The sequence below is a fragment of the Chitinophagaceae bacterium genome (assembly GCA_016710165.1).
Classification (GTDB): Bacteria; Bacteroidota; Bacteroidia; order Chitinophagales; family Chitinophagaceae; genus Ferruginibacter.
The window spans coordinates 113,370-127,256 of sequence record JADJLJ010000001.1 but is presented as its reverse complement, the minus strand read 5'-3'; the positions used below and the strand labels follow the sequence as shown (position 1 = coordinate 127,256).

The window sequence follows — 13,887 nt, the reverse complement described above, 5'->3', positions numbered from 1 at the left end:
CCGGGCCTGGGAATTAACCACAGATTTACACGGATCGATTCACAGATTTGCACAGATTATCTGTGGCCATCTGTGAGAATAATCTGTGAAATCTGTGGTTAAAAAAAATCAGTTACAGACAACTTCAACCGGTGAAGAAAGGAACCGGAACAAAGGCTTGAATTATGCAGTATGCAATTGCTGCCATCGTTCCCTGGTAATGGCATATACATAATCCAGTTTGGCAGGCTCTCCATAATAAGCAGTCTCCTCCTCCCCGATCTTTACAGCACCGAAGCGTTCAATAGAGACCTGCGAACGTTTGTTGACCGCCCCGATATAAAATTTAACCGTATCTACATACGAAAAGATATGATCCAGCATCAATTGCTTTAAGGCATAGTTATACCCCTTTCCCCAATGGCTTCGTATGAAAAATGTATACCCGATGGAAACCGTATTTGTTTCGGGGTAATGATCGCTGTAGCGGGAACTGCCGATCACTTCATTGGTTTGGGTATCCCTTACCAGGAATGCGCCGCCCGATCTCATGGCGCCGTCAAAATAATTTTCAAATGCAGGACGCTGCCACCTGTTCTTATTCGGGTGTTGTTCCCAGATGAGCGGGTCGGATGCGGCCCGGAACAGTTCTTCAAAGTCTGTTTCCCGCAGCGGCGTTGCCGTTACCAGGCTGTTCTTAAGAACGGGTTGAAGATCAATGGATGCTTGCTGCACGATGGTAAGATTGTAGTGACCGAATGGATACAAAGCTAATGAAGTTGAAAATAGGATGGTTGGGGAACCGGAAAACGGTTGCGGGGAAACTGCACCGGCAGATGTCAAGGAATTGTTAATTGAATGTTTGAACAACGAAACAGTCCCTGCCCCGCCGAACCTTTTCCTGCAACGCCTGTTTTAGGGTTAACAAAAACTACAAATCATGAAATTCATTTTTTTATCGATCCTCACCCTCCTCTCCCTTACCAGCATGGCACAAAATGACAAGAAAAAGCAAGGACATTCGGGTTCTATGGCTACAGTGCATGGCATTGGTATCAGTTTTCAGCAATTCAGCGGGCTCAACAGCCGCATAGCAGCTTACCCGCAATACAAGGGCCTTCGCGATTACATGGGCACCATCAGCCTGGGTTCACGCAAAGTAAATAAGAACTTCATCTCCGACTTCACCATCACCGGTGCAAACAGCATGAGTGGCAACCGCAACAAGAAAAGCAGCAACCTCCGTTCACTCGCTGCCGGACTGAGCCTGGGGTATGATGTGATACCTTCAGAAAAGATCATGCTTTACCCGATGGTTGGTATTGGTGCAGAAGGATTCCAGGCAAAGTTTTACAAGGATAATTCAGGCGTGAACTTTAATGATGTATTGAATTCTCCCGGCACGCAGAATGCGATCCGTGCGGTTAAATTCACCAACTCATTTGCAACCTATAACCTGGGACTTGGGTTTAGTTTTAAACCAGAAAAACGGAGTTGTTCTGTAGGCATCCAGGCAAGCTATACCGGCAGTTTCAACAGCAGGGCCTGGAAGAGCAGCGACCGCCAGGAACTGGCCAATGCTCCCGAAGACAGGCTGAGCCGATTCCAGGTGGGACTGGTATTTTCCGGCATGCCGGGATTTCATAAATAAGAGAATAGATAAAAGGTCTGCCGGAAAGCAGACCTTTTATTTATAGAATATTGCTTCTCATTTTATCTTTTTCCCTTCAATATCCTGCCCTCCCTGGTGAAGGGTAAGACTGGTAACAACCCCACCGGCATCTTTATTAAAATCAATACTTGCCTTTACTACTTTCAGGAAGAAGGTACCGGGCTTTTCAGCATATATCTCAAACTTTTCCTGCCCCGTGGCCTGTGCAAAGATCCGGTTGCCCTGTGTGGTCACTTCAATGACAAAGCCGGGTTGTAATTCATAACTGCCTGCGTATTGCTGCAGGGTGGCTGCATCTACGGCAATGGAAGTTTTTTCAGGGGCAGGTTTTTTATCCGTTTCAATCCCCCTGGATACTTTAATGCGGTCTTTCCACAACGCAACCCTTTTCCCGTTCTCTTCCCTGAATTCATATTGCGTGGTGCTGCCTTCAAAGTTAAAGGCCGCTGCACCCGTTGGTACCAGTTTGATCTTGCTGCTTCCCTCCCGCTGGCTGTACAGGTTTCCATTTTCCAATGTGATCATCCGCAACACCGCCCCGTCAAATTCATAGGTGCCCACCCACTTTTGCAATTGTTCCGTCGTTACTGTAACGTAGGGTTTTGTAACATAAGGTCTTCCAATGGCAATGGCTGCCATTTTGATGGCCAGGTCGGTTGGTGATCTGCCATCGGTATTTGTCAATACAATAACATACACATTTTCCCCGGGGATATAAACACCCATGGTTGTATAGCCAAAGATCCCACCGCCGTGTTCGATGCTCGGGCTGCCATTGATCTCATCGGGCTGCCAGCCGTAGCCATAATAAACAGGCTCCCCGCTGTTGGTTGTATAATTCGTAAATGCTTTTTCCTTGCTTTCCTTTTTAATAAGTGTGTTGTTGTGAATGGCCTGGTTCCATAGCAGCATATCATCCACGTTCGACATCAACGATCCGGCCGCATACGGCAGTGTCATACTTAAGAAATCGGCATTGGCATACCCGGAATCCAGGGGCTGGTAACCACTGGCCCTGTTGGGGATGATGGTTTTGTGGTCGCCGTACCAGGAATGCGTCATGCCCAGTTTTTTGAAAATATTCTGATCGATGAATTCCGCATAGGCCTTGCCCGAAACCTTTTCAATGATATATCCCAGCAGGATGTAACCTGAATTGTTATAATGCCATTTCTCGCCGGGATCAAAATCCATCGGTTCGTTTTTGAACACATCGATCAGTTCCGCAGGGGTCATATCGGTACGGGCCAGTTTCATAAAGTTTGCCATATCGGTATAACTTTTTATCCCCGATGTATGGTTCAACAGCTGATGAATGCTGATCTTTTTTCCTTTGGTGGGGTAATCGGTCAGGTATTTGCTGATATCATCTTCCAGGTTCAGTTTGCCCTGTTCCATCAGCATCAGAATAGAAACGACCGTGAATTGTTTGGTAATGGAACCCAGCTCAAAGACATGCTCCGGCTTCATGGCAACATTCAATTCCAGGTTGGCATTCCCGAAAGCTTTCCGGTAGATCACTTTTCCGCCTTTGGCGATCAGCACGGCGGCCCCGGGCCCACCGGGTTTATATTCGGCGGCTATTAACGGGTCAATTTGTTTTTCCAGTGATTGGGCGCCTGCGGAAAATATGCAGGTGATCCCAATGATGATTATTCCAACGTGTTTTTTGATCGTATGCATGCTGTTTATTTTAAAGTTACCCATTCCTGAACCGGGTAAAAGAAAGTTAAGATAAATAAATTATAACAACTTTTAAACTAACGGATCTATTCATACGGACAGTTCAATACATACATCATGAGACGATCCGAGGGGACACGAACCGAACTGATCTTCTGTAAAATTATTCTTAACAACCTGCAGCCCTGAAGGGTTGAATGACCTGGATCACCCGGCAATGTAATGGCCATCATTCAAAATACCCTGTTCCGGAACGTATCTTGAAAAATCAATTGAAGCCAAAAACACAAATCATGAAAGCAAAATATACAGGGCAGCAGTTACTGTTGAGGTTGCAAAGCATCCTCCTGCTGCTGACAGCCTCCTTTTTTGCTGCAGGCCAGCAGATCGGAGTTTGGGAAAAATTTGAGGTAAAAGAAAGAATGACCAACCTGCAGGACCAAAAAGCCAGGTGCCTGCCGAAATGCAGTTTCAGCGGAAGATCAGATGACCGGGGAATGAATTTTGAATTTTCCTATTATTCAGATGTTGACCGTAAAAGCCATGTATACCGTGGACATGTGGCCTGGGAATGGAAAAATGCAAAAGGTCCCGGAATGCTCATTCCCGGGGAGAAAGTAACGATCAGGGGGATCATCAGTAACCTGTCATCTGAAACCGGTGGTGTGACCGGCTATGTTATGTTTGGCAACTGGAGGTTCATGAAACCGGAATCCGGAAAGAGCGGGGATGAGAACGCAGGGCCCAACGGTACTGCCATCATGGTTGGTTCCTTTGATGTTCCCAAAGAACCGGGCAGAAAACCGGATGGAACACTGATCCCATACCTGAACCTCCATTTTTCACTCAGTGGCGGAAACGAACAGCGTTTCATTGAACGCACCATTGTATATAAATGGAAGGCCACGCAGCAACAGGCAGTTATCCAGAAGCCGGCAACCACTCAACCTCCGGATGCTAATACAAATGGTCCGCAGGTCTTTACTGAAAAAGCCACGTACAAAGCAGGGGAACCCATCACGGTTAATTTCAAGAACCTGCCGGGCTTTAAAGCCGATTGGATCGGAATATACGGAGCCAAAGCATATCATGCCAATGAATATATCGAATGGAAATACACCAACGGCCTGAAGGAAGGTACCATGACCTTTGCAAGCCCTCGGTACGGTGCCGGTGATTACATCATCCGGGTGTATGAGAACAACGGGTATAAATTACTTGTACAAAGTATAGCATTCAAAGTGACCAACTGACCTGCACCAGATCCGGATAAATATGTTCAAAAAACCACTCCCCTGGTTTCAAGGTTTGAAACCGGGATGGGAGGTTATTAGGAATTACCCGACAATTCCCTGATCGCCTTTACCAATTGATCCAGTTCCCCTGGTGTAGTGTAAACATTTGGCGTGATGCGGCAGCCATGTACATTGGCATAATCAATGGCCACTGTATAAATCTTATACTTTTTCAGCAAGGTCTCTGCAAGGTCTGCCGGCTTCATTCCTTTAATGCCCACATTGGCAATGGCGCAACTCCTTTCTATTTCCGCAGGGGTGTTCAGCACCACACCCGGCAGGTTCCTTAGTTTATCCGACCAGTAATGCTGCAGGTAGCGGAGCCGTTCTTCTTTTCTTTCTGCCCCGATCTTAAAATAATAATCAATGGCATTGGTAATGGCCAGGTCGGTATGAACCGGGTGTGTACCCGTATGATTCAGCCGGTAGATATCGTCCTCCTTCTTATCTGCACCGGGGCCAAACAAAGGCCATATATCTTTTATGTTTTCCTTCTTCACATATAAAAATCCGGCGCCCAACGGCACGCTCAGCCATTTATGCAGGCTGGTGCCATAATAATCGCAACCCAGGTCGGGGATGGAATACCTGAAATGCGCAAAAGCATGCGCCCCGTCCACCAGCACTTTTACGCCTTTGCTGTGTGCCATATCACAGATCTTCTTTACAGGCAATATCTGCCCGGTTATATTGATGATGTGGCATACCATCAGCAGTTTTGTTTTACCGGTTATGGCAGCAGCATATAAATTCACGATCTCCTCATCGCCGGAAGGATGATTGGGTATTGATATGACCTTATTAATGATCCCATGCCGTTTGGCCGCCAGTTTGAACATATCCAGCATGGCTCCATAATCCTGTTCGGCCATCAGGGCTTCGTCGCCGGGTTCCCAATGGGTGCCGCCGATCACAATATCCAGGGCTTCGGTGGTATTCCGGGTTATTACCAGTTCTTTCTTTGTACAACCCGCCAGGGTAGCCAGTTTTTCAGCCATGGCCCGTTTATCATCAAAGCGTTTGGTACGCATGTAATAAGATCCCTGGTAATTCACTTCCCGTATGTGGCTGATGAAATGCTCCAGCGTTTCCTGCGGAAGAAAACAATAATACCCGTTCTCCAGGTTAATATAATCTGGCTTCAGGCGGAATCCCCTGCGGATCCCTTCCCAGAATGTTTCATCCGATGCCAGTTGCCCGGGAACCACGTGTTCATATTTCTTTACCCATTTGTCGATATTACTGAATGCCGGAACGGCCGCAAACAAAGACATGTTCTTAATAAAGCTTCGCTTATTCATATTTCAAATTTAAAAACGTATCTGGGTCTTGTTGCAACGCCGGCACCCGGTTTGAAGTACCTGGACCGGTGATCAAAGTTTCACTTCCATTACCTTCTTTTTCTTCCTGCTTTCCTCGGCCATAAAACCCATGATATGGCTTTCAATGGAAGCCTCAATGGTGGAAGTAAGCAAGGCCGGGTTGTGCTGCGATACCGCATTGATCCAGTCCGCCACCAGGCGCCAGTCGCCGCCGCCATGACCGTCGCTCTCCTGCTTCCATTCTGTTTTTTTACCGGTCAGGAAATCGGTCATGGTGAACGATGTCATATCCCCCACCACATCACCCAGGCTCCCCATCACCCGGGTCCTTCTACCGTCGTACGAGGTAAAAGCCTCCATGGAAAACGCTGCCGTAAGTCCTCCTTCAAATAAAATATTGCTGGTGTAGTGATCGGGCTGGTCGTTATCCATACGGTACACACAGCGTCCGTAGTTGGTGGTCTTTAATTGCTCCAGCACATGGTCCGCCTGCTTTTCTTTTTCTTCCGGCAGGTCAAACACATAATTCCAGCCTCTTTTGCGGTAATAAATATCCAGGGCCGAGTACGGACAGTTCTTTTCCACCGCACAGCCATCCGTGCAACGGGCCGTACTTCCCGCCGGTGCATTTTTTTGTGTGAACCATTGCAGGCTTCCGAATGCCTGTATATGGGTGCAGGGTTTTTCTACCATCCATCGTAAGATATCCAGGTCGTGGCATGATTTGGCCAATATGATCGGTGTGGTCTGCCTGCTGTTATGCCAGTTGCCACGAACATACGAATGGCTCATGTGGATATGTTCAATGGGTTCCAGGTGCTGTATGCTCACCACTTCACCCAGTACACCGCTCTGGATGATCTCTTTCAGTTTAATGAAATAAGGTGCATACCGCAGCACATGGCAAACCGCCACGATCCTGCCGGTCTTTTTTGAAAGCGCTAAAATATCCCGGCATTCCTTTTCACTGGGTGAGATGGGTTTTTCCAGCAACACGTCGTATCCCATTTCCAGCGCTTTCATGCAGGGACCGTAGTGAAGGTTATCGGGCGTGGTTATGATGATGGCATCCGCAAATTTTGGTCTTTTAAAAACATCTTCCCATGTATTAAAACGGTTCTCTTCTTTGATGTTGTGTTTCCGGGTATAGCGTTCATTACGCAGGGCAATGGGCTCAGCCACCCCCACGATGTCCAGCTGATCGGGATATTTTACGGCATAGTTACCATACACGTTGCCCCGGGCCCCGGCGCCGCAGGTGATAGCGGTGACCGGCTTATCCAGGTTCAGTTTTTTACCGGGTAATAAAATGGGATGCTTATTTTCATCGGTGGCAAAAGAAGAGAAAGGAATGGCCGTAGTTCCCAACGATAACCCCAATGCCCGGATGGCATCGCGGCGGCTCCAGCGTTTTGGCATATGCAACGTTTTAAAAAGTGAATGAGATATTTAAAGTTAAGATGTTTATGCTGGAATAATATACAGTTGCCTGGAACTTATTCAGCATGGTTCGGGCACTGGCCATTTTCCGGGGCCGGATCACTAAAGGTTACCGGTTACTGGTATTGAATATAGACCGGCCTGGGTTTCAATGCCAGTATCTCGGAGGGCTGCATGATCCTCCCTCCTTTATTCACATCGTTCTTATAAAATACCTTGAAACCCGTGAACTGCACCGGTTGCCGGTAAATGGAATAGCGGTAGGTATTCTTTTTAAGTGTGGGGGAACCGAATCCATCCATATTTATAACCACCTGCACTTCGCTCCGTGTGATGATATTCTTATAGTTGGTGAGCATGGGGTCGGTAAAACGGTGTACCACCAGTACCTTCGGCGGAAGCTGGTATTGCTTTACGATATTTGCCAGCCACGACATGGCATAATTGATATCGGCTGCATCAAATGTACCGATGGATGTACCGGGTTTGTTACCGCTCTTCATAGAAAATTCAGGATCGATACCCAGGTGAACAGTCGGCATTTTCAGGAATTTCTCCAGCCGGGGCAACTCCTTTTGCAGGCTGCTCAATCCTACCTGCAGATCCAGGAACACGATCCCTTTCACCGAATCGGCCAGTGCGATCGCTTTCCGGATCTCCGCATCCGGCATACGCAACCGGTAGGTTCCGTCGCCCGGGCTGCTTTGTGCAGTAACGGCAATATAATGCAGGGCCGGCATCACTGCTGTGCTACTGTCGGCAAGTTCCCACTCTTTTACCTGCTGCTTTAATTTCCGTATCATCACCGGTGCAGAATACTCGCCCAGTATACCCATCCCGGCAGAATAAAAATTCCCATAAAAAGCAACAATGCGCTGGTACGGCAGTATCGCTCCTTTACCGGGTAATGCGGTTACCGGTGGCCATTTACCGGACCTGTCGTGATTGGCCAGCTGCTTCATTTTTTCACTGTATGCTGCAGTATCTATATCCTGGTTCCGGGGAAGGGTATCCCGAAAGGCAATGGCAGCAAGCGATCCACCCGGTGCCGGTTGAAACAGGTCCCGCATGAAGAACGCTTTCACGTTGCTAACCGAAAATAATAAAGAGAAAAATGCCAGCAAAAAAAAGGGAAGCTGAATGACCGGTCTTTGCGGGTACGTGAATCGTTTCATGCATGTAAATTAATTCAACCTGCTGAAGTTATTGTTTTTTACATTCCGCAAAGATGTTGACAGGATCCGGTAGTGCATTAGTTTGAAAAAATAGTTGTCAGGCTGTCCCGATAGCTATCGGGACAGCCTGAAGGATTTATGGTTCAAAATTTTCAAACTGATGCACTACCAGGATCTTACTGGTACTGAATATAAACCGGCTTTGGTGTAAATTTCAATAACTCCCCGGGGGTATAAATGCCCGATGTATTTTTCGTATCGTTCTTATAAAACAGTTTAAACCCGGTGAACTGTACCGGCTCTTTATATATATACCGCAGGTAGGTAGACCTTTTCAGGATCTTATCGCCAAAGCCATCCATGTCGATCACCACCTGTACTTCGGGAACCTTTTTTATTTTATCGTACCCCGTTACCATGCCCTGGGTGAAACGGTGCACCACCAATACTTTGGGGCTGAGATCATTCTTGCGGACCACTTCAGCCAGGAAATCAATGGCATCATTGATATCGTCTGAAGTGAACGTACCTATTTTAGACCCGGGCCTTTCGCCGTTCTTCATCGAAAATTCGGGATCGATGCCCAGGTGAACATTGGGCTGCCGTAAATATTTCTCAAGCAAGGGCACTTCGTCCTTTACGGTGCTGTGCCCTACCTGGATATCCACAAACACCAGGGCATTGATCTGGCTGGCCCAATTCATAATGGTATCGATCTGGTGAAAAGGCATCCGCAGCCGGTATTTGCCATCCCTGCCAGCCGAGCCCTGGGCCGTGGTGGCTATATAATGCAGGGCGGGCAGTGTTTTTGTGGAAGGATCTGCTGCCTGCCATTCGGCCACTTCCTGCTGTAATTTTTTAAACATAGAATCCTTCGGTATCTCGCCTAATATTCCCATCCGCGTTGAATACAGGTTGCCGTAATAGGCAATGACCCGGTTATCCGGGAAAATGGCTCCGGGCAATGGATAGGCAGAACTCACCGGCCATTTACCGGTTGAATCATGATTGCTCAGCTCCAGCATTTTCTTATTGTATGCGGCCGTATCAAAGGATCTTGCCGGAAGTTTTGAGGAAGTTCCTCCTGCTCCTGCGGGAGTATTTATTGTATCGGCTGAATTGGCCGCCGCATCAACACTCATGATATTGGCTTTACTTATCCCGTTGCAGCCGGCCGTATTGATAACGATCAGCAGGAGGAATAAATATACCAGGGGGGTAAGGTTTGGTTTCTTCATAGGTTGCGGATTGGATACCGGTTCTTAAATGGGCAAATACTATGCCTCAAAACAGAAAACCAACCCTGTTTCGTATGCATACTGACCTGAATTTTAAAATAGTTTTCCACAACAGCATTTATCATTTATGATCATTCGTGGTAGTGCATCGGCATTTGTTCCCTTGCATGAAACAGCTCGTCCATCAACGCAGCTCCAATGCAGATAACCGGTTTTGTTATAGCCGCAAATGTAATGAAACTTATTATTGCGGTGCCAAACCTGCCGGGTCTTCAGTACAGTATGCAGGACTGCAAACCCCGGTGGTTACCCACCGCATGTGCGCATTTTTTTATATGGTTTACTCACTATATGTCATACAATGATGTAATTTTACCCGGAAACTAACCCATGATGCAATATGTCCAAACTATCTTATTACAAAACGATAGTAAAAAAGATCTTTTTACTATCCCTTATATTTTCCCAGACCGTTGATGGTAAAGCCCAGGGGCGGTTTGGCATAATAGCCGGAGGCGGCAGGTCATCGATCAGTAAGATCCCGGGTTCGATAGAAGATTCAAAACGGTATTCACCCCGGACCTTTTTTTCGGGTGGCTTTACCGCCGGCTTTCCGATCGGGGAAAATGGATTCAGCATTTCTGCAGAGGCCATCTACAATAAAAAGGGGTACGACTATGGTTTACAAAATTCGGTGGGCGCCAACAATACCCTTAAAGATTCAGGTTTTATTCAGGACCTGAATTACGTTGACGTTAACCTGCTCCTGCTCAAGAAATTTTCACTGGATGAGAATGCCGGTTTATTTATCGGCGCCGGGCCGGTGATGAGTGTTTTCATCTCCGGAAAAGAAGAGACCACGATGAGTTATTTTGGCAATAGTCTGCCTTCAACCAAAACAACAAAAACAAAATTGCAGACCGGCACTTCGGCCGGTGACTACAAAAGGATCTTTCCCGGCATCAGCCTGCTGGCGGGATTTGAGTACAAACGGATTTCCCTGCGGGTGAATTACAATATTCCCCTGGATTATTATTACCTGGATGCAAGGAAAAAATTACAGCACAGCATGAAGACATTTGGTGTGAGTGTGGGATATGCCCTGTTTACCGGTAAGCAGCCGGAAAGAGAGAAGAAAGAAAAGAAAGTGAAGGAAGTAAAAGAAAAGAAAGAAAGAACGGTAAAGCCCGAGCCGGTAAAAATAGATTCGTTGGCCGATACCGACGGCGACGGAATAACAGATGTGAACGATAAATGTCCCGGCCATAAAGGATCTGCCAAATACGGCGGCTGCCCGGTACCGGACAGCGACGGTGATGGCGTGAATGACGATGCAGATAAATGTCCGTTGGTGGAGGGCCCGGTTACCAATTACGGCTGTCCCGAATTCAAAGAACCCGAGGTTCCTGTTTCGAAAGACACCATGCGCTTTACCATTTATTTTGAGCAGGCGAAATCAGAGCTGAAAACGAATGGCTTTAATACGTTATCGGAGGTAGTAAAACTGATGAAAGCGAACCCCAGGTTAATGGCACAGTTCAACGGGCATACCGATACGCATGGCAGCGTGGAAGCCAACAGCATACGGGCATTCAGCCGGGCATCGGTATGTGCCGATTATGTGGCCAGTTTCTTTATCGAACGGACCCGGTTGATAGTAGCCGCCTATTCGAACAAGGCCCCGGCCGCCGACCTGAGAGATCCTTCGGTACAGTGGAAGAACAGGCGGGTGGAAGTTATATTGTATGAAAAGTGAGGGATGGCGGGAATTAAGAATTAAAAATTAAGAATTAAAAATGGCCCGTATCCGAACGGGCCATTTTTTATACAACGGGCCGTTTCACATATCTGCTGCAGGCAGATATTCTAAAGATCCGTTCCCGGAGATAATGCATTGCCAATTCAACTGCTGTTTATATTTTTATACCGGAAAAGCCAACTTAGCTCAGCTGGCAGAGCATTTCATTCGTAATGAAAGGGTCGTCGGTTCGAATCCGATAGTTGGCTCCCCATCCTCAGTGACCCAGGAACCCGTATCCAGGTTCTTGTCTTCACGGACCATTACCAACGCAGCCATGGTTCGTGTCCTCACGGAGCCATGGTTCGTGTCCTCACGGACAATTTTTTATGTTTATTCCGGTTCGGTGAGCCACGAACCGCGGCGTTGTGGAAACTCTTGTACCGGGTAAATCCCGCTGCCATAAAAAAATGCCGGTATTGACCGGCATCCTTTTTTGGCAAGCATATTTCTACTTAACCACTGTTGTATAGCGTAATTCAGCCGGCGCACCGTTTACTGAAATCAGTATCATTTCTGATCCCACTGAGTTGATCTGCCATTCCCTGTTCATAAAAGCCAGTTGGTTATGTACCTGTGTTGGTAAAATAAACAGTATATACTGTGTGTTTGCATTTTGGATCGGCCTGAATTCCCATTTACCACGAATGTTAAAGAGATCATTCCATACATTTGCTGTTCCGTCAACCGTATTTGTTCCTTCAAGAGAAAAAAAGAAAGTTAAGTCGTTAAAGGAAGCAGTTATATTAGTACCATCATCCATGGCATAAGAAACCTTCAGTTCGTGGTTAATGAGCGGCAGGGTGTTGGTGAATTTTGTCGGGACCACATTTCCTGTATTTGTTGCCGATGAAATTAACTTAATATCATCTTTTTTGCTGCAGCCGGATATAAGCAACCCGGTAAATAATAATAGATTAAAAAGTAAAATCCTCCCATATTTGATGTTATCGTTTTCATTTTATTTGGTTTTTAAGGTGATAAAATTTCCAACAACAGATGGCATTTAGTCACCTGTTCGTATTCATGTTTTTGCTTCCATAAGTCGCCTCCTTTTTATTGGTTTTCTTTAATTTTTGTCACGATGTAATTTAATACATTCCCCTGCCCGAAAAGAAGGATGACCGTCAATCAAAACATTGATTTTGATCATAAAAGCAGCGCATCCGTTAACGGCACAAGAGATGCTGTTTTATCACCGCAATGTTTTTGCCAACCACCATTATTGAACATTCTGACAGATGTCATGGTTTCCAGTTCCACCCTGCCTTAATTTTAATGTCCTATTAATAAGTTAGCAGTGAGAATGAACACATTAGTTTATCTATTATTGATGTTATTATTCTTCAGCAGTTGCAGGGTACTCCGGGAAGGAGATATTGCCAATTCCCGCAAAGAAGATTTTCGTTCGGAGAACGGGTTTGTTAATTACCCGGCAACCCTGATCCTGTTTCGTGGCGATACCATCCGGGGACGCTTCACATTGGTGTACAAGATGTTTTACCAGATCCATGAAAATAACGACAGTAATATAAACAGAACCGGGAAAGAGAATGGAAGGGAAGGCGATTATTACCCGGTTTCAACCTGGTATAAACGTTTTACTCCGGAAGAAATAAACACATACACAGTAAGAGGTAAAACGTATGAATCAGTTATACATGTGGCAGATATTAATGGTACTGACAGCCCATGGAAAAGTTCACTGGTATTTTACCTGCCCCGGGTTACTCCCGATAGTTCAGGCATACAGCTATACCTTGCTTTTTACCCACGTACCCATGGAGAAACACTGGATTTTGGTGATGTTTTAGCCGACATTGCCTGGGATATGATTAAACCCGGTGACTATACCTTTTACTTTCATTTCCCCGGTGAAACTCCCCGTAAAGTATGGGCTGCCGACCTAACACCCAGAGGCCTTGCAACAAAAACAAAAATGGCTGAGTTGTTCAGCACCTGCCCGGAGTTACGATCACTGGCTGAGCAAATAAAGCAATCACCGAACAGAAAAAATCTTATCCAGGCTATTATGAATAAAGAGGAACTTAATTATTCTAAAACATTACCCGCCATTCTTGCGATCTTAAAGAAATATGATGAATGCAGTTACCGCAGTAAAAACTAAGCTGGGTTTACTTTATTGCACTGAGCCGCCTTTGCTTGGCCTGTGACCAGCGACGATTTTAATTGAACTGTTTTATTGTTTGTGATGAAGGTAAGGCCCGGTGCCGTTGGTCGGATAACCAGGCGGCGGCAAGTAACATCAACATCGGCCGTAACGC

General features: G+C 46.4%; 10 protein-coding genes, 1 tRNA gene and 1 pseudogene. 5 read left to right on the top strand and 7 right to left on the bottom strand.

Annotated features, from left to right (window positions below; all coding sequences use genetic code 11):
* Window positions 1–162: 162 nt before the first annotated feature.
* Window positions 163–714 carry a GNAT family N-acetyltransferase gene (locus IPJ02_00535; GenBank protein MBK7374092.1) on the bottom strand — a complete coding sequence of 184 codons (552 nt, stop codon included), beginning with the start codon at window positions 712–714 and terminating at the stop codon, window positions 163–165.
* 205 nt (window positions 715–919) lie between these two features.
* Here IPJ02_00535 and IPJ02_00530 point away from each other — a divergent pair, with 205 nt between their 5' ends.
* On the top strand, window positions 920–1,630 hold the full coding sequence (locus tag IPJ02_00530) for a hypothetical protein (protein ID MBK7374091.1): 711 nt from the start codon (window positions 920–922) through the stop codon (window positions 1,628–1,630).
* A 57-nt stretch (window positions 1,631–1,687) separates the two neighbouring features.
* Here the strand turns inward: IPJ02_00530 and IPJ02_00525 are convergent, their stop codons facing one another.
* Window positions 1,688–3,334 carry a serine hydrolase gene (locus tag IPJ02_00525; GenBank protein MBK7374090.1) on the bottom strand — a complete coding sequence of 549 codons (1,647 nt, stop codon included), beginning with the start codon at window positions 3,332–3,334 and terminating at the stop codon, window positions 1,688–1,690.
* Between the two features lie 293 nt (window positions 3,335–3,627).
* On the opposite strand from IPJ02_00525, the gene IPJ02_00520 reads away from it, so the two are divergent.
* Window positions 3,628–4,587 carry a hypothetical protein gene (locus IPJ02_00520; protein ID MBK7374089.1) on the top strand — a complete coding sequence of 320 codons (960 nt, stop codon included), beginning with the start codon at window positions 3,628–3,630 and terminating at the stop codon, window positions 4,585–4,587.
* A gap of 77 nt (window positions 4,588–4,664) precedes the next feature.
* On the opposite strand, the gene IPJ02_00515 is transcribed toward IPJ02_00520, so the two are convergent.
* The 4 genes and pseudogenes from IPJ02_00515 to IPJ02_00500 form a co-directional block, all read right to left on the bottom strand.
* A complete protein-coding gene (locus tag IPJ02_00515; GenBank protein ID MBK7374088.1) occupies window positions 4,665–5,930 on the bottom strand; it encodes an aminotransferase class V-fold PLP-dependent enzyme in 1,266 nt (421 codons plus the stop codon).
* A 72-nt stretch (window positions 5,931–6,002) separates the two neighbouring features.
* Window positions 6,003–7,370 carry a Gfo/Idh/MocA family oxidoreductase gene (locus tag IPJ02_00510; GenBank protein MBK7374087.1) on the bottom strand — a complete coding sequence of 456 codons (1,368 nt, stop codon included), beginning with the start codon at window positions 7,368–7,370 and terminating at the stop codon, window positions 6,003–6,005.
* 137 nt (window positions 7,371–7,507) lie between these two features.
* Window positions 7,508–8,566, bottom strand: coding sequence for a hypothetical protein (locus IPJ02_00505; protein MBK7374086.1), 1,059 nt, complete (start codon window positions 8,564–8,566; stop codon window positions 7,508–7,510).
* 176 nt (window positions 8,567–8,742) lie between these two features.
* Window positions 8,743–9,621, bottom strand: a pseudogene (locus IPJ02_00500) (hypothetical protein).
* A gap of 583 nt (window positions 9,622–10,204) precedes the next feature.
* Here IPJ02_00500 and IPJ02_00495 point away from each other — a divergent pair.
* Together IPJ02_00495 and IPJ02_00490 are read left to right on the top strand one after the other, a co-directional pair.
* Window positions 10,205–11,560, top strand: coding sequence for an OmpA family protein (locus IPJ02_00495; GenBank protein MBK7374085.1), 1,356 nt, complete (start codon window positions 10,205–10,207; stop codon window positions 11,558–11,560).
* A 178-nt stretch (window positions 11,561–11,738) separates the two neighbouring features.
* Window positions 11,739–11,811: transfer RNA gene (locus tag IPJ02_00490), tRNA-Thr, on the top strand.
* Between the two features lie 242 nt (window positions 11,812–12,053).
* Here the strand turns inward: IPJ02_00490 and IPJ02_00485 are convergent.
* Window positions 12,054–12,431, bottom strand: coding sequence for a hypothetical protein (locus IPJ02_00485; GenBank protein MBK7374084.1), 378 nt, complete (start codon window positions 12,429–12,431; stop codon window positions 12,054–12,056).
* Window positions 12,432–12,908: 477 nt separating this feature from the next.
* Here IPJ02_00485 and IPJ02_00480 point away from each other — a divergent pair, with 477 nt between their 5' ends.
* Window positions 12,909–13,730, top strand: coding sequence for a hypothetical protein (locus IPJ02_00480; GenBank protein MBK7374083.1), 822 nt, complete (start codon window positions 12,909–12,911; stop codon window positions 13,728–13,730).
* Window positions 13,731–13,887 lie beyond the last annotated feature (157 nt).

Bases quoted from the DNA above. Each gene is read 5' to 3' on its own strand.
- IPJ02_00520 (MBK7374089.1), top strand. From the start codon at position 3,628: ATGAAAGCAAAATATACAGGGCAGCAGTTACTGTTGAGGTTGCAAAGC.
- IPJ02_00495 (MBK7374085.1), top strand. From the start codon at position 10,205: ATGTCCAAACTATCTTATTACAAAACGATAGTAAAAAAGATCTTTTTA.
- IPJ02_00480 (MBK7374083.1), top strand. From the start codon at position 12,909: ATGAACACATTAGTTTATCTATTATTGATGTTATTATTCTTCAGCAGT.
- IPJ02_00530 (MBK7374091.1), top strand. From the start codon at position 920: ATGAAATTCATTTTTTTATCGATCCTCACCCTCCTCTCCCTTACCAGC.
- IPJ02_00510 (MBK7374087.1), bottom strand. From the start codon at position 7,370: ATGCCAAAACGCTGGAGCCGCCGCGATGCCATCCGGGCATTGGGGTTA.
- IPJ02_00505 (MBK7374086.1), bottom strand. From the start codon at position 8,566: ATGAAACGATTCACGTACCCGCAAAGACCGGTCATTCAGCTTCCCTTT.
- IPJ02_00525 (MBK7374090.1), bottom strand. From the start codon at position 3,334: ATGCATACGATCAAAAAACACGTTGGAATAATCATCATTGGGATCACC.
- IPJ02_00515 (MBK7374088.1), bottom strand. From the start codon at position 5,930: ATGAATAAGCGAAGCTTTATTAAGAACATGTCTTTGTTTGCGGCCGTT.